This is a genomic window from Bradyrhizobium brasilense (genome assembly GCF_029714345.1).
In the GTDB taxonomy this organism is placed as follows: Bacteria; Pseudomonadota; Alphaproteobacteria; order Rhizobiales; family Xanthobacteraceae; genus Bradyrhizobium; species Bradyrhizobium australafricanum.
In genome coordinates this window covers 7,676,562-7,692,987 of the sequence record NZ_CP121669.1, presented here as the reverse complement: position 1 = coordinate 7,692,987, position 16,426 = coordinate 7,676,562, and the positions used below count along the sequence as shown (strand labels likewise).

At 64.9% G+C, this 16,426-nt stretch carries 13 protein-coding genes; 10 read left to right on the top strand and 3 right to left on the bottom strand.

Translation table 11 applies throughout. From position 1 onward, the window contains the following. The first annotated feature begins 353 nt into the window (after nt 1-353). Nucleotides 354-2,486, top strand: a complete 2,133-nt coding sequence (gene rpoD / locus QA635_RS35465) for an RNA polymerase sigma factor RpoD (RefSeq protein ID WP_057018061.1) — start codon at nt 354-356, stop codon at nt 2,484-2,486. Nucleotides 2,487-2,645: 159 nt separating this feature from the next. Here the strand turns inward: rpoD and QA635_RS35460 are convergent, their stop codons facing one another. Together QA635_RS35460 and QA635_RS35455 are read right to left on the bottom strand one after the other, a co-directional pair. After that, entirely contained in the window at nt 2,646-2,882 is a 237-nt protein-coding gene (locus tag QA635_RS35460; RefSeq protein ID WP_026192271.1) for a hypothetical protein, read from the bottom strand. A gap of 170 nt (nt 2,883-3,052) precedes the next feature. After that, nucleotides 3,053-5,857 (bottom strand): CHAT domain-containing protein, encoded by a 2,805-nt coding sequence (locus tag QA635_RS35455; RefSeq protein WP_283064381.1) that lies wholly within the window; start codon nt 5,855-5,857, stop codon nt 3,053-3,055. A 508-nt stretch (nt 5,858-6,365) separates the two neighbouring features. Here QA635_RS35455 and QA635_RS35450 point away from each other — a divergent pair. The 3 genes from QA635_RS35450 to QA635_RS35440 all read left to right on the top strand — a co-directional run bounded on the left by QA635_RS35450 (nt 6,366) and on the right by QA635_RS35440 (nt 8,813). Continuing rightward, nucleotides 6,366-6,776, top strand: coding sequence for an ester cyclase (locus tag QA635_RS35450; RefSeq protein ID WP_283064380.1), 411 nt, complete (start codon nt 6,366-6,368; stop codon nt 6,774-6,776). A 167-nt stretch (nt 6,777-6,943) separates the two neighbouring features. Continuing rightward, nucleotides 6,944-7,750, top strand: coding sequence for a lytic murein transglycosylase (locus QA635_RS35445; protein WP_076827939.1), 807 nt, complete (start codon nt 6,944-6,946; stop codon nt 7,748-7,750). Between the two features lie 187 nt (nt 7,751-7,937). Then, a complete protein-coding gene (locus QA635_RS35440) occupies nt 7,938-8,813 on the top strand; it encodes an FRG domain-containing protein (protein WP_283064379.1) in 876 nt (291 codons plus the stop codon). A 227-nt stretch (nt 8,814-9,040) separates the two neighbouring features. On the opposite strand, the gene QA635_RS35435 is transcribed toward QA635_RS35440, so the two are convergent. Next, entirely contained in the window at nt 9,041-9,910 is an 870-nt protein-coding gene (locus QA635_RS35435) for an SDR family NAD(P)-dependent oxidoreductase (RefSeq protein ID WP_283064377.1), read from the bottom strand. A 160-nt stretch (nt 9,911-10,070) separates the two neighbouring features. Between QA635_RS35435 and QA635_RS35430 the strand changes: the two genes are divergently transcribed. The 6 genes from QA635_RS35430 to QA635_RS35405 all read left to right on the top strand — a co-directional run bounded on the left by QA635_RS35430 (nt 10,071) and on the right by QA635_RS35405 (nt 16,155). After that, on the top strand, nt 10,071-10,475 hold the full coding sequence (locus QA635_RS35430) for a response regulator (RefSeq protein ID WP_028333151.1): 405 nt from the start codon (nt 10,071-10,073) through the stop codon (nt 10,473-10,475). Nucleotides 10,476-10,590: 115 nt separating this feature from the next. Further along, nucleotides 10,591-11,202 carry a LysE family translocator gene (locus QA635_RS35425; RefSeq protein WP_283064376.1) on the top strand — a complete coding sequence of 204 codons (612 nt, stop codon included), beginning with the start codon at nt 10,591-10,593 and terminating at the stop codon, nt 11,200-11,202. Between the two features lie 682 nt (nt 11,203-11,884). After that, entirely contained in the window at nt 11,885-13,087 is a 1,203-nt protein-coding gene (locus tag QA635_RS35420) for a GGDEF domain-containing protein (RefSeq protein ID WP_283064375.1), read from the top strand. Between the two features lie 40 nt (nt 13,088-13,127). Continuing rightward, nucleotides 13,128-13,748 carry a peptidoglycan recognition protein family protein gene (locus tag QA635_RS35415; RefSeq protein WP_283064373.1) on the top strand — a complete coding sequence of 207 codons (621 nt, stop codon included), beginning with the start codon at nt 13,128-13,130 and terminating at the stop codon, nt 13,746-13,748. A 198-nt stretch (nt 13,749-13,946) separates the two neighbouring features. Continuing rightward, nucleotides 13,947-14,324, top strand: a complete 378-nt coding sequence (locus QA635_RS35410) for a VOC family protein (RefSeq protein ID WP_283064371.1) — start codon at nt 13,947-13,949, stop codon at nt 14,322-14,324. Between the two features lie 955 nt (nt 14,325-15,279). After that, entirely contained in the window at nt 15,280-16,155 is an 876-nt protein-coding gene (locus tag QA635_RS35405; protein ID WP_283064369.1) for a L,D-transpeptidase, read from the top strand. The last annotated feature ends 271 nt before the right edge of the window (nt 16,156-16,426 follow it).

Sequence of the window (16,426 nt, the reverse complement as noted above, 5' to 3'; positions counted from 1 at the left end):
GCGGACGGCGCTGGCCGCACCCGCGAAAAGACTCGCCAAATCCATGGTTTGGCTGCAAAAACAGGGTTAAGCGAAACTTAATAGCTACCGTAGCATTTTCAGGCGAAGTGGTTCCCGGTTCGCCGTCAGAAAATGCGTCAGATCTAGATCTGTCGCGTCTTCCGATCGTAAAACCGGTGTCCACTTTTACGGAAGACGCGACGGGCTATTGCAGATTGGAAACCGTCGAGACGGATGACAGGGGTGGCGAGATATTGCGCCGCCCTTTGTGCGTCGAGAGAGTAAATCTAGATTTCGTGCGGATGCGCGTGCGTGGCGCCATTTTGCATGACCGCGTTTCGGGAGCTTAGTGAATGGCCACCAAGGCAAAGACGCTGCAGGTTAAGGACAAGGAAAAGGACGACAAGGCAGCGGATGCTCCTGAGAAGGATGCCGCTGACGCGCCGTCGCCGTTGCTCGACCTGTCGGATGCCGCGGTGAAGAAGATGATCAAGCAGGCCAAGAAGCGCGGCTTCGTGACCTTCGATCAGCTCAACGAAGTGCTGCCCTCCGACACGACGTCGCCCGAACAGATCGAAGACATCATGTCGATGCTGTCCGACATGGGCATCAACGTCACCGAGGCCGACGATAGCGAAGGCGAGGACGAGAAGGACGACGGCGACGACGAGACCGATAACGAACTCGTCGAGGTCACGCAGAAGGCCGTCACCGAGGTCAAGAAGTCGGAGCCCGGCGAGCGCACCGACGATCCCGTGCGCATGTATCTGCGCGAGATGGGCACCGTCGAGCTGCTGTCGCGTGAAGGCGAAATCGCGATTGCAAAACGCATCGAGGCCGGCCGCGAGGCGATGATCGCGGGCCTCTGCGAAAGCCCGCTGACCTTCCAGGCCATCATCATCTGGCGCGATGAGCTCAACGAAGGAAAGATCTTCCTCCGCGACATCATCGATCTCGAAGCCACCTATGCCGGCCCCGAGTCCAAGGGCGGCATCAATCCGAACCTGATCGGCAACAACGGCGCCGAGGGCGCCGCCGCCGAAGGCAATGGCGGCGACGCGCAGGCCGGTGCGCCGGCCCATGTCGCGCCGCCGGCAGCGCCACCGTCGCCGACTCCGTTCCGCGCCGCGCCCGCCGGTGGCGAAGCCGCCACCGAGGAGAAGGATCCCGCCGAAGCCGCCGCCGAAGGCGACATGGACGACGACGAGTTCGAGAACCAGATGTCGCTCGCCGCCATCGAGGCCGAACTGAAGCCGAAGGTGGTCGAGACCTTCGACAAGATCGCGTCCGAGTACAAGAAGCTGCGCCGCCTGCAGGAGCAGGACATCGCCAACCAGCTGCAGAGCGAGTCGCTGTCGCCCTCGCAGGAGCGCAAGTACAAGAAGCTGAAGGACGAGATCATCGTCGAGGTGAAGTCGCTGCGCCTCAACCAGGCCCGCATCGATTCGCTGGTCGAGCAGCTCTACGACATCAACAAGAAGCTGGTCTCGTTCGAGGGCCGCCTGCTGCGCCTCGGCGACAGCCACGGCGTCGCGCGCGAGGACTTCCTGCGCAACTACCAGGGCTCCGAGCTCGACCCCCGCTGGCTCAACCGCGTCTCCAAGCTGTCGGCCAAGGGCTGGAAGAACTTCGTCCATCACGAGAAGGACCGCATCAAGGACCTGCGCCACGAGATCCAGTCGCTGGCGGCGCTCACCGGGCTCGAGATCGGCGAATTCCGCAAGATCGTGCACGGCGTGCAGAAGGGCGAGCGCGAGGCCCGTCAGGCCAAGAAGGAGATGGTGGAAGCCAACCTCCGGCTCGTGATCTCGATCGCCAAGAAGTACACCAACCGCGGCCTGCAATTCCTCGACCTGATCCAGGAAGGCAATATCGGCCTGATGAAGGCGGTCGATAAGTTCGAATATCGCCGCGGCTACAAGTTCTCGACCTACGCCACCTGGTGGATCCGGCAGGCGATCACCCGTTCGATCGCCGACCAGGCCCGCACCATCCGCATCCCCGTGCACATGATCGAGACGATCAACAAGATCGTCCGCACCTCGCGCCAGATGCTGAACGAGATCGGCCGCGAGCCGACCCCGGAAGAACTCGCCGAGAAGCTCGGCATGCCGCTCGAGAAGGTGCGCAAGGTCCTCAAGATCGCCAAGGAGCCGCTGTCGCTCGAGACGCCTGTGGGCGATGAAGAGGATTCGCATCTCGGCGATTTCATCGAGGACAAGAACGCGATCCTGCCGATCGACGCTGCGATCCAGTCCAACCTGCGCGAGACCACGACGCGCGTGCTGGCCTCGCTCACCCCGCGCGAGGAGCGCGTGCTGCGCATGCGCTTCGGCATCGGCATGAACACCGACCACACGCTGGAAGAAGTCGGCCAGCAGTTCTCGGTCACCCGCGAGCGCATCCGCCAGATCGAGGCCAAGGCGCTGCGCAAGCTGAAGCACCCGTCGCGGTCGCGGAAGCTGCGGAGCTTCCTGGACAACTAATATTTCCGATTGTCATTGCCGGGCTCGACCCGGCAATCCATCGAAACAACAACGGCGGGCCAAGGCCCGCCGTTTTCATTTTGATCCGTCTCCGACGTCATTGCGAGGAGATTGCTTCGCTGCGCTCGCAATGACGTGGATAGAGTTGTGTGGACGCCGCTACTTCTTCTTCGCGCCGACGCGCTCGATGGACTTGATCTCGAGCGGCGGGCGGCCGCCCTTTTCGGCGATCTCGCGGTCCTGCTCGCGCAGGAAGGCACGCACCGGCTCGTCGCCGTCGAGCCCGCCAATGAGCTCCGACGGCACGCGGCGGTTGGAGCGCTGCGAGCCGTCTTCATAGAAGACGTTGAAGAAGGCGAATTCGCCTTTGGGATTGGTCCCGGGTTTTTTCGGCATGCGCGGCTTGTCCTCGATCGGGGAGCCGCTGTCAAAGCAAATCGCCCGCGCCCGCGCGCCGGTCTGCCCTGCGCGATGGGGTTGCGTGCGGCCCTTGCGCAACGCCGGGCGCAGTTCGGCCCGGCCTGCGCTCGCGGCGCCTGTCCGGTCACATCAACGACATATACGGCTCAGCCCTCGAACAGCACGAACGCCGCCCACACGCTGGCGTCGCCCGCGCTCGCAACCTTGCCGTCGCGCGCATCGCGCCTCGTCCGGCGCAGCGCATCGGAATAGGTCAGGCCCTTCGCGAGGTGCTCGTAGAACCGCACGGTAAAATTCGCGGTGCCCTCGTCGGCGACCGGCCACAGCGTCAGCAGTGCGCGGCGCGCGCCGGCGATGCCGAGCGCGGTCGGCAGGCCGCGCAGGCCGCTGACGAAGCTCTCGTCGCCGCGGCCGGTTTCGCAGGCCGACAGCACCAAAAGATCGAGCCCGGACAGGTCCCAGTCCATCAATTCGAAGGCATAGAGATAGCCGTCGTTCTCGTCGCGCAGCGGAAATCGGCTGTCGCCGGCGCCCGACAGCACGATGCCGCTCTGCCACAGCGTATCGAGGCCGGATGCCGTGCCGTCGCGATAGAAGCCGTGCGTCGCCAGATGCGCGATGCGCGCCTTGCCGATCGCCGCGCGCAGCGTGCCTTCGCTGACGCCGCGCCCGGTCAGCATCTCGACCGGCGCGCCGCGCGCGCGGGCGAGTTTGGCGATCGCCTCGATCTCGGTCCGGGTCGCGGGCAGCGGCATCGGCCCCGGCTCGCCATATTCGATGCCGCCGGCGAGCAGCATCGCGCCCCGCTGATCGAGCGTCTCGCGCGCATGGATCGCGATCAGCGCGTCGGGGCTGGTCAGCATCCGAATCGTGAACTTGTCCTCCAGCAGGCCGCCGCCGCTGCCGGGCAGCAGCGCGAACGGCACGGCGAACAGGAAGCCGTCGGGCACGACATAGAGCGTGCTCTTGTCCTTCAGCAGCGGCTCCAGCGGGGCGAACAGCCGTGCCCGGAGGTTCTGGAAGCGGCCCTTGACGTCGGGCGCGACGGCGCCGGGATCAGGCGGGGTGGCCCGCGTCGCCCGCAGCCGCGCGATCTCGGTGCGCACGCCGGTGTCGACCATCCGGCTGGGATCGCCGAGATCGACCACGCGCGGCTCGCTCGTTGCGGTCTCGACGATGGCGTAGAGCACGGTCGCCGCCAGCGGGTCTTTCGCCTGGCGATCCGCCTTCCATTGCCGGGTGATGAAATAGTTGACGACGGCTTCCTGCGGCCCGAGCAGCTGTGACGGACGGATCGGGTCTTGCGGCAGCTTCATGCCGATCGCATCGAGCCGCTTCTGCAGCGCCTTCTCGGCGGCGTCCTGCCGTCCCCACACCGACCTCGCCCAGTCGTCGATATTGCCCGACGAGAACAGCTCCTGTTTCTCGCCGTTGAGCCGGAGCGCCTTCCGCAGCAGCGTCGCGGTCTCCTCGTCCTTGCCGGCGACCTCCGTCTCGAGCTGGCGCAGCGCCGTGGCGTCGGCGCCGCCGAGCGTCTTCCAGCGCAGCACGGCGGCGGCAAAGGCCGGCTGCGCCACGGCGGAGCCGGCGCCGGTGGCGAAGCGGCCGAACGCGAACAAGAGATGGTCGGCATGGGCGCGGATCGCTTCGGCGACGGCGCGATCGCCCGATGTGCCGACCTCGCGCTTCATCCAGTCGAACATCTCGCGGTCGAGCGCGGCGAAGGCCTGCACCGCGCGGGTCGGATCGGTGGCGATCAGCGCGGTCGCGATGCCGAGCTTGATCTCGAAGCTGATCGGATGCTGCGCGGTGAAGGCGCGGGTCGAGATCGCCAGCGCGGTCTCGCGCAGCCGCATCCCCTTGTCCCGCTCGCGGCGCTGCTCGCGCTGGCCGGCAGCCAGCACCGCGGATTTGATGCGCAGGAAATCCGCAAAATTCGCCTCATTGGCGACGATCGCCTCCAGCCGCGCCAGATCGGCCGGCGCGATCGCGGCATCGCCGGCGGCGAGCATGTCGGTGTAGAACAGCCAGGCGTCGGCCTGTCCGGCAAAGCTCGGATCCTTCGGCGCCATCGCGGCCGCGATCGCGCGGTGGCGGCGGAAGTAGCGGCGGGCGTCGTCGAAGCGGCCGAGATTGAGGAAATCCTGGCCGGCGTTGTTGACCGTCACCAGCGTGTTGAGATGGTTCTCGCCATAATGTCTGGCGCGCTTCTCGATCGCGAACAGATCGAGCTCGAGCGCCTTCGCCGGCGCGCCGATCTCGCGCAGCATGTCGGCATAATTGTTGGCGAGCTTCCAGGTGGTGCGGTGGTCGGGCCCGAGCGCCTTCTCCGCACGCTCGAAATTGTGCCGGCCCAAATTGGTCGCCGACGCCGCCGAGCCGTTGGCGGACAGCGCGACCGCGAGCTTGTCGTTTGCGATCAGCGATTCCTCGGAGCCTTCGCCCCAATAGGCGTTGAACGCCGCGATCGCCTTCATGTAGAGCGGAACGGCTTCGGCGATCCTGGCGTGGTCGGACAGCAGGATCGCGTACATCAGCAGCACGTCGGCATTGCCGGGCGGCCGTTGCGCCGCCGCCTTGCTCTGAAACGCGCGCACGAACAGTTTTTCGGCGAGATCGTCGCGCTTGACCGCGCGCAGCGTCGCGGTCGCGTCGAAATACTGCTCCATGACGAACTGGGTGTCGTCGAGCTTGTCTGCGGCATCCAGTGCTGCAAGCAGCTGTGCATAGCCCGCGTCGAACTTGCCGCCGCGCGTCAGCGCGATGGCGTTCTTGACCTGCGCGGCGATCGCCTGCGTGCTGCCGGCGCCTTGCGCCGGCGCGCGCTTGGCGGGGGCGTTCTGCGCGGCGGCACTGTCGATCGCTGCGCTCAAAACAGCGCCGAGCGCGAGCACGACACCGATCGATGCGGCAGCCCTGCACGCGCGTGCGAAACCCCCGGCGATCGTCATCGGCAGCACATCCTCATCCCCAAACGCGTCATCGGATGGCGTCCCCAAATGACGGCGGCTTTGCAGCCGGCGCGCCTGGCTTTAGCGACGCGGCTTTGCATGAACAAGACAGCGCGGCCGGCCGCGTGGCGGCGGAAGCGGCTTGCCAGCCAGTGCTTCTTGGTCGCGGCCGGCGGCTTCGGCGTTCATGCGTCGCGTCCTCGAATGCTGCCGTGCGGTGGGTCGCTCGCCGCCGCTTGCAGGCCACCGGCAGTCAAGCTATCGGATGATGTTACCGCCGGTTGCGCCGGCCCGCCTGCCGTTCGCGCCGAGCCGAGGGAGTGGCTGGCGGCGGAGCCGCGCACGCCGGCGCAGTTTCCCGGCAGCCGTCTTTCGTATTGGCGCGCAAACGAACGACGGCCGAAAGCTGAGCTTTTTCTGACCATCGTCACTTGCGCCATGCCGTCCGATTCGCGTATGAGGCGCATCCTTCTCTTTCTACAACCTTTCCTTCGAGAATCGATCTCCGATGTCCAACGCCACAATCGACGCCAACAAGGCGCTCGTGCTCGCGCATTACGACGCCGTGACCAACCGCCACGATCCCGAGGCGATCCGCGCGCAGTTGGCGCCCGACTTCTTCGACCATGCGGTGGGCAAGCGGCTGAGCGCCGAGGACGTGATCGCGCATTCGGCCGCGATGCACGAGACCTTCGCCGACCTGTCGGCGGTGGCGGAATGCCTGGTGGCCGAGCGCGACATCGTCGCCGGCCGCTTCGTTTGGCGCGGCCGCCACCGCAGCCCCTGGCGCGGCATTCAACCAACCGGCCGCCACGTCGAATTCCGCGGCATGACGTTCTGGCGGATTCAGGACGGCAGGATTTCCGAGCGCTGGGCGGAGATCGATTTTGTGGATCTGGAGCGCCAGCTCAGGGGTTGAGCTTCAGCTACGTGCCGATCGGTTGATGGATGCGCCGTGGTCATTCACCGTGCGAACATGGATTGAGGCGCGTAGCTGCCCGCCGAGAATGGAGTGTCGTGCCGACGCTTTGACTGCCTCGTTTGCTCCATGGCATGATCGGCCAATCGAAGCAGGGGGATTTTTGCATGCTCAGGTGTCGTTTGGCGGTTGTGTTCGGCGCCTTGCTGCTTGCCACCCCCTCCTACGCCGCGCGCTGCGGCGGCAGTTTTCCGACCTTCGTCCAGTCGTTCTCGCAGGAGGCGGCGAGCGCCGGCATCCAGCAGGATGTGATCTCCGCGGCGCTCGGCGGCGTGCAGCAGGATGGCGGGGTGCTCGCCTTCGACCGGCGGCAGCGCTACACCTTCAACAAGACGTTCGAGCAGTATGTCGCAACCCGTGTCGGGCCCGGGCGCATCAATGGCGGCCGCGCGATGCTGCAGCGGCACGCCGCGCTGCTTTCGAAGATCGAGCAGCAGTACGGCGTGCCGCGCCAGATCCTGGTCGCGATCTGGGGGCTCGAGACCGATTTCGGCAAGGGCGACATGGGCAAGCTACCGGTGTTTCGCGTGCTCGCGACGCTGGCGCATGATTGCCGCCGCACCGACCTGTTCCAGGGCGAGCTGCTCGCCGCGCTCAAGATCGTGCAGCGCGGCGATCTCCGTCTCAACGACATGATCGGCGCCTATGCCGGCGAGATCGGCCAGACCCAGTTCCTGCCGTCGTCCTACATCAAGTATGGCGTCGATTTCGACGGCGACGGCCATGTCGACCTGCGCCACTCGGTCGCCGACGTGCTGGCCTCGACCGCGAACCTCCTGCACACCAGCGGCTTCAAGATGGGCGCGCCCTATGGCGAGGGCACCGCGAATTTCGAGGCGATGCGCGAGTGGAACAGGGCGGTGATCTATCGCAAGACCATCGGGTATTTCGCCGATCAGCTCGTGGGGCGGTGACCGCTCTGCGGTCATCCCCGATGCGCAATTTCGCATCGTGGGGCGCGCCTCGGCGCGAACCCGGGATCTCGAGCCGCATATCTGCTGTCATTCCGGGATAGGCCGATAGGCGCAGGCCCGGAATCCGTCGGGCTGCATCACGCATGGAAAAATGGATTCCGGGTTCAGCCCTGCGGGCTGCCCCGGAATGACGGTTGAGAATTCTGGTGTCTCCATGGAAACCATCGGCAGCCAAAAAATCTGGTCGTTCTTCGACCGCCGCGGATGCCAGGTCGCGAAGAACTCGGCGGTGCGGGAGGGGCCGGGCCATCGCGTCGGCTCCTATCTCGAGCTCGCCACCAAGATCGCCGAGCTGCAATTCCTCAACCGCGATCATGTGCTGCTGTTTCGCGGCCAGGGCGCCGACTACAGGAACATCAAGCGCAACTCGTCGCTGAAGCCGACGCTGTTTCGCGGCGGCCGCGGCAATCCCGATCAGGCGACGCTGGTCGGGCGGTTCGATGCGCTGCAACGCGCCGAGCGGATCCTGATCGCCGAATACGCCAGGGAAAAGCTGCTCGGGCTCGAGCGGTTGAAGCGGCATCGCATCCTGCGCTGGTCGATCCTGCAGCATTACGAGGTCTGCACCACGCCGCTGCTCGACGTCACCCATTCGATCCGGATCGCCGCCTCCTTTGCCTCGCTGGCGGAGACCGGCACCGCCTTCCTCTATGTGCTCGGCGTGCCGAATCTGAGCGGCGCGATCACCGCGAGCGCCGAGGCCGGCCTGCAGATCGTGCGCCTCTCCAGCGTCTGCCCGCCGTCGGCGGTGCGGCCGCACATCCAGGAGGGCTATCTGCTCGGCGAGTATCCGGAGATGTCCGGCACCGAGCAGAAGGAAAACTACTTTCCCTACGAGATGGATTTCGGCCGGCGGCTGGTCGCCAAATTCTCGTTCGCGCCGGCGTCGTTCTGGAAGAACGACAATTTCCCGCAGGTCGCGAAGAGCGCGCTCTATCCGTCGGAGCGGAGCGATCCGCTGTTCCGGCTCGCGCTCGGGGTGAAGAAGCAGCTGGGCGGGTAATCTCGTATCGCGATGACGCGCAGGTGTAAACTCGCAGGCATATGTATGACCCGCAGGCCGCGCAGCATCCTCAGTGTCGTCCCGGGCTTGACCCGGGACCCATAACCCCAATTGTCCGTGTTGCACGACGCGGCGGCCCCGGCGTGCTCAACAATCCAATCCTGTGGTTATGGGTCCCGGCTTTCGCCGGGACGACGGCGATGCGCGGGTTACTCCGCGCTATCGCGCTACTGGCTCGCCCTCGCGGCATCGCGCGCGATCCGCCGCGCCGCCGTCTTCTCCATCATCCGTTGCATCGTTTTCCAGTAGGTCGCCGGGCGGAAGCGTTGCAGCAGGTCCATGAAGTATGCGTCCTTGCCGATCAGGATGCGCGGCTGGTTCTTCTCGATGCCGGCGATGATGCGCTGCGCGGCCGCGGTCGGCGTGGTCCTGGCCAGCGCGTCGAAGCGCTCGATCGATTCGGCGCGGCGGGCATTGTCGGTGACGCCGGTGCCGGCGCGCGAGTTGCGCGCGATGCTGGTGGCGACGCCGCCGGGATGCACCACGGACAGACGCACCGGGCTGTTCGCCACCGCAAGCTCGTGGCGCAGGCTTTCCGAGAAGCCGCGCACCGCGAACTTGGCCGCGCAATAGGCGCTCTGGCCGGGCGGGGCGATGATGCCGAAGATCGACGAGATGTTGACGATATGCGCCTCGCGCTGCCGCGAAAGCTGCGGCAGGAAGGCGCGGGTGCCGTGCACCACGCCCCAGAAATTGATGTTGAACAGCCATTCCATCTGCGCCTGATCGAACTCGCCGAACTCGCCGAGCAGCGCGACGCCGGCATTGTTGACGACGATGTTGAGCGAGGGGTGCGCTGTAACGGCGGCCTCCGCGAACGCCGTGATCTGGTCCGGCTCGCTGACATCGAGCCGATGCACGGTGACCTTGCGCGGGCTCGCTTTCGCGATCTCCGCGGCGGCGGCCTGCAGGCCGGCCTCGTCGCGGTCGGCGATCGCCAGATCGCAGCCGCGAAGCGCCAGTTCATGCGCGAGCGCGCGGCCGATGCCGCTGGCGGCTCCGGTCACGGCAGCGGCGGATCCAGGGATCGCGGTCATGTCAGGTGGGCTCCATCTCAACGGGGGTGGTGGTTGCCAAGCGAGGAACACGGCATTTCCACGCTTTTCTCAAATTGGAACTGAACCATCCAGTGATTTTGGGCATTTAATCTATGTTACGCGCTCGAAGCGAAGCATTCAAACCAAGGGAGCCACACCCATGGGACAGTCAAAGCCCTACCGTGCGAAGGCCCTGGTGGTTGAGGACGACCCGATGCAGCGCGAGATGATCGGGCTGCTGCTGGAGGAAAGCGAGTTCGACGTCATCGCCTGCGAGAGCGCCGAGGCCGCCGAGCTGGTGCTGCAGGGCAACGGCGACAACGTGGTGCTGATGATGACCGACGTCGAATTGGCCGGACACATGACCGGCATCGAGCTCGCCTATGCCGCGAAGAAATACAGACCCGATCTCGACGTGATCGTCACCTCGGGCAAGCCGCTGCGGCAGCGCCTGCCCGAAGGCGCCTTGTTCTGGGCCAAGCCCTGGGCGCCGCTGGACGTGATCCGGGTCGCCGAGATGAAGGCGTCGGAGCTTTCGCATCGCGGATGGCGCAGGTCGTCATAACGGGGTGTCGACGCTGGCGTCGGGCGGATGCCGGCAGCCGCTTCCGCCGTCCCCGTCGCCGTGATATTGGCGGACGATGTCTCGCCCGCCGAGGATTTGAAGTGACGGATTTGCAGTGACCTGGTCCTTTCTGCTGACGACGCTGATCGTGGTGGCCTCGCCCGGCACCGGCGTGCTCTATACGCTGGCGGTGGCGCTGACCCGGGGAGCGCGGGCGAGCGTCGCGGCGGCGTTCGGCTGCACGCTCGGGATCGTGCCGCAGATGATCGCGGCGATGCTCGGGCTTGCCGCCATCCTGCACACCAGCGCCGTGACGTTCGCGGCGCTGAAGTGGGGCGGCGTCGTCTATCTGCTCTACATGGCCTGGCAGGCGCTGCGCGAGCGCGGCGCGCTCGCCGTCGACACCGAGATCAAGCCGCGCTCGCGCCGGCGGGTGATCGTGACCGCCATCCTGATCAACATCCTCAATCCAAAGCTGTCGATCTTCTTCCTGGCCTTCCTGCCGCAGTTCATCGCGGTCGACGAGCCGCATCCGCTGGCGCGGATGGCCGAGCTCAGCGGCGTGTTCATGGCGATGACCTTTGCGGTGTTCGCGGTCTACGGGCTGTTCGCCGCCTCGGTGCGCGACCGCGTCATCACCCGGCCGAAGGTGATGGCCTGGCTGCGGCGGAGCTTTGCCGCGGGCTTTGCCCTGCTCGGCGCCAGGCTCGCCTTGGCGGAGCGCTGACGTCGCGCCCTGACGCAGGCAATAAAAAAGCAGGCGTTGCGCCTGCTGCCTTGCGCCCCGCCAGTTCGGGGCCATCGATGTAGGGCCGGTGAATTCGAGGTTGCTGTCGCTGCGACCGGCTGTCCCGGTCCGGGTGCCCGGGCAGGGCAAGAGCCGCTACCCGGGCTGGAATTCGTTACTTCTTGGCGGCCTTCTTCTTGGTGGCCTTTTTCGCCTTCGCCTTCTTCGCCTTCTTCGCTTTCTTAGCCATAGTATCCTCTCAGGGTTTCATGGATTGAACGCGACTCCGAGGCATGCTTGGCGGAGGGCCAGCCTCGCAACATCCTCGATATCAAACTCAGCAGATTCGGAGGCTGCTGCCGCGTGCTGTCACGGCGCCGTCATCGTGTTATCCACAACTGTTACGCGTTTTCGCCAGCTTTTTCGCAAAGCGTTGCGCATCTCGCGCGTCGCGGCGTCGTCGCATCCGTCATGCTTAACGATGCGCAAACGGCGCATGCGCAGATCTTCATCAATTCAAAACCACGGCGCGGATTGGCACGTTGTGGGTGACGCTCCGTTAAGCGGCGCGGCCGCATGCTGTTCCGTAAGACAACGGGGATTGTCATTTGAGGAAACGCCCGGAGGGGGCAGACGGTCATTTCAGGAGAGGCGAGGCCGATACGGCTCTCGAACAGGGGCGATGTTGAGCGTTCCGACGCTTTGGACGGTATTCATTATCAATTTTCTCGCGCTCGGGCTGATCTGGGCGTATGTCGCGCGCAGCTATCCTGCTTTCGGCGCGGCGCGGTTCTGGACCGCATCCGCCTTGGTCGCCTCCGCCGGCGCCAGCTGCGCGATGCTTCGCGTGATGCTGACCGACTCGCTGCTGCCGCTGCTCGCGGCCGGGACCTTGATGGTGTTCGCAGCCGGCCTTGCCGCGATGGGCATCGAGCGGTTCTACGACAAGCCTGCGACCTGGCGCGCCACCCTGCTGACCACGGCGCTGGCCTTCGCCGGTCTCGGCACCTTCATCTTCGCCTATGACAGCATGCCGATGCGCATCCTGGTCTACACCATTGCCCAGGTCACGCCGTTCGCGCTGACGCTGAAGCTGTTGCTGTCGTCCGAGAACGGCCGCGTCAGCCCCGGTGCCCGGCTCGCCGGCATCGTCGCCTCCGTGCTGATCGGCATCTATGCGCTGCGTGCCGTCGGCGCGCTGCTGCAGCCCGGCGAGTTCTCCTTCGTCCGATTCTCTGCGGGACAGTCGCTGGTGATCCTGCTGATGGTGTTCCTGTCGATGGCGCTCAATTTCGGCTTCCTGCTGATGGCGATCGACCGGCTGCGCAACGAGGTCGCCGACCTCGCGCTGCTCGACGATCTCACCGGCGTCGGCAACCGCCGCCATCTCCTGCAGCGGCTGACCGAGGAATGCGCGCGCTCCGACCGCAACGGCGAGGCGTTCGCGCTGCTGGTGATCGACCTCGACGGCTTCAAGGGCATCAACGACACCCATGGCCACGCCGCCGGCGACGCCTGCCTGCAGCATTTCACGCTGATGGCGCAGACGCGGCTCCGCCCGGGCGACATGCTGGCCCGCACCGGCGGCGACGAGTTCTGCATCGTGCTGCCGTCCTCGACGCTGCGCGAGGGCGCGATGATCGCGCGCCGCGTGCTCGAGGTCTGCCGCGCCGATGCCGAGCAGTGCACCGGCAGGGACATTCCGATCTCGGTCTCGATCGGCGTCGCGCAATGGACCCGCGAGATCGGCCTGCATCCCGATCGCCTGGTCGCCGCCGCCGACCACGCGCTCTACGACGCCAAGAAGGGCGGCAAGAACGGCTATGCGACCTACGAGCCGAAGCTGCCCGAGATGGTCGAGGCGAGCCTGCGCAAGCGCGCCTGAGCGTGCTAACGAGCGACGGAATGACACCGGGACTTCCGCAATGACGCCTCGCCTGCTCACCGCGCTTGTTGCGCTGGTCCTGTCCGCTGCCGCATCGGCCGAAACGCCCGATCTCGCGACCATTGCGCGATCGCAAGGCACGCCCGAGATTCCCGGCTTGAAGATGGTCTGGCTGGCGCCCTGGGGCGACGTCGCCAAATCGCATCCCTGGCGCAACATCATCGTGCACCAGACCGAGGGGCCGCAGGGCTCGGCGCGATATGGCGCCGAGGCGCAGCACAAGAACCCGACCCGGCGCGGCGTCATGGTCTGGGTCGAAACCGACGGCACGGTCTATTGGGCGGTCGCCGACAACCTCGTTCCGACCCACACAGACGGCGCCGATCGCAACGACAACAAATACATCGACAACAGCAAGACCTATCACCAGGTGAACAAGGACACGTCGATCGGCGTCGAGTTCGCCGGCAATTACCCCGACGTCACGACCGGCCCGACCGACGCACAGGTCGCGGCCTGGCGGGTGCTGGTGAAGCTGCTGCGCGCGCGTTACGGCATCCCGCCGGAGCGCGTCTACGCCCACAACTGGATCGACTTCAAGGATGCCCGCTACTGCGAAGGCTGCGCGCTCGCCACCATGGCGCGAGAGTGGGGCGAGTAGGGCGGCGTACTCCACCAAGATCCGGGAGGCCGGCCTTCGGGGACGAAGCGGCAACCCGACCCGACCTCGGCGATATCGCCTTCTGACCGTGAGCGGTCATCTGCCTGTCCCAACCCCAACTCCCACCTTAAAGGTGACAAATTTCAGACATTGAGAAGAGCGGACGCAAGTTGTTGCGTGACGTCGGAGTGCACCAGGATGAGCCCTTCCGGAGCTTTGATCGCGATCCTGCCGTGTAATGACCTTGATGCGTCCGAGCGGTTCTACAATCGGCTGGGCTTTGCGCGCCCGGACGGCGAAAGGCCTGCTCCGGGAGAGCCCGACACCTATCGCATGCTGTCGAACGGGAAGGGCGGATATCTACATCTGACTGACGCGGTCGAGGGATGGCTGACGCCGGGCAGAAACCCTTTTGGGCTTTATCTTTACCTCGAGAGTGTTGATGCTGCGGCCCGCGAATTTCAGCAATCACCCGAAGACAAGCCGTGGGGGATGTACGAATTTGCGGTCTCTGACCCGGATGAAACGTTGGTCCGTGTCGGTTGGCCAACCCGTCTCCGCGCCGGGGCGCAATAATTCGTCTGCTTTTGGACCCTAGCCGAAATAGCCAAAAGCGCCTGTTTTGTCCGCTTCGTAGGATGGGTGGAGCGAAGCGATACCCATCAAGCTTGTGCTGCGCGGTGGGATGATGGGTATCGCTGCGCTCCACCTATCCTACGGACTGGCCAGGGCAGCCTTGACCCATCGCGGACATTTCCTCGTCTTCATCCATTGATCTGGATCAATGCGTCCCCTCACGCTCGCGTTGGCATCGTTCGTTCTGCCAATCCATACGGAGGGTACTATGGAAAGCGCGTGCAGGTATCCCTTAGCGTTGATCGTCTTTGCGTTGGCACCGTCTGCTTTCGCCGCCGAGCTCCCAAAAGAAGGCAACTTCGATTACACGGCGTGCTGGTCGGGCACGAGCAGCACTATCTCATTTTCCAAGACCCACATCGCGCGAAGCTATGAGCATACCGGCTCTATCCGAAGCAATCCTCCGGGTGGGCTTTTCGACAAAGATACATTCCGGTGCGTAGGGGTTAGTGCGTCTCTTGGTGGGAAAATTACTGGCACCACGGTCTGCGAGTCCATTGACCGAGACGGTGATAAGCGACTTTCGTACTTCTCGACGTCAGAAGGAAAGGTAACCAGAGAGACAGTCGCGGGGACTGGGAAGTACGACGGCATGGTCATGACCGCAACGATACAACCCTTAGGGCCTTTCCCGGTCATCAAAGAGGGAACCTTTCAAGACTGCAATCACCAGACTGGTACCTATACGTTGAAGTGATGTTGCATCTTTGCGCGAGGGCCGCCTTTGGGCGGCCCTTGCTTTGCCCGAACCGGCGATCGAATGTGGACGATGGGTGTTGCAGCACAGGGGCTGGCGTTAACGACGCTTGGCGATTTCCAGCCTGGGCGACATCGCTTCGAAGCTTGTTAAAATTTGCCGGATACCTCTTCCGGGCATTGCGATCAGGGGAGAGGTATGGGTAAGCGGGCCAAACGTGGAAAGACCGAGACGCTCGCGCTACCAGTGGCCGGAAGAGTTGTAGTTGGCGTCGTGGCCGCTGCCGCATTGGGGTACGGCTTGCTGTGGCGGCCGGCGGGCGTTCAACCGATACGGAAGCAAGCCGCGCATCAGGTGCCGGCACCATCTAGTCCTACGCCGTCGACTCCCATTCACGTAGCGGCGGCGGTTCAGGCTCCAGCGCCAACTCCGGTTCCGATCCCGGTCCCCGCGCCCCGGATCGAAACACCAAAAGCCGCTGACGCTCCCGGAAAATTTGCTCGGCAGGTCGTTGAATACGTCAGTCACCAGCCGCCGGGCACCGTCGTCATCGATACCGGCAACACATTCCTTTATCTCGTTCTGAACGGCGGGCAGGCGATGCGCTACGGCATCGGTGTCGGCCGCGAAGGTTTCACATGGTCCGGTGAGCAGGTCGTGGCCCGCAAGACAGAATGGCCGGATTGGCGTCCGCCGGCAGAGATGATTTCGCGCCAGCCTTATCTGCCGCGGTTCATGGCGGGCGGTCCCGGCAATCCGCTCGGTGCCCGGGCGATGTATCTGGGCGATACCGAATACAGAATTCACGGCACCAACAAGCCCGATACGATCGGGAAGCGCGTTTCTTCCGGCTGCATCCGGCTGACCAATGACGACGTCATGGACCTCTATGATCGGGTGAAAGTCGGCGCGAAAGTGATCGTGCTTCCGGCACCAGCTGCCCATCGACCATCCCCGGGCGCGCCGCCCGACGCCGCCGTCTCATCGCAGGAACCGGCGTCGCCGTCGAACCGGCCCTCGGCAGTCAACGCGCAACCGCAGGCTTCTCGATCGAAGATGGCCGACGCCCAGTAACTCAATTCCTCTGTCTCAGATCTACAACTTGAGAAGCAGCCTCGTTCAAAATGGGCTGGGTGGCCGCACCGTAACCTGCGGCATGCCAGGCGTCGGTGCGCTGTATGAGACCGTATGATCGCGTGCGTGGGGCATTGGTAGTAGCGCGCTGCAGCAACAGCGGTTTCTTGTGGATCAAATTCGGGAAAGTCGTAGCGTCGTGAGTAGAGGCTGTGCCGCTACAGCCTTCCAGCCCCGGCAGCCCCGGCTCACCCCCTGAGCTGGGGCTTGC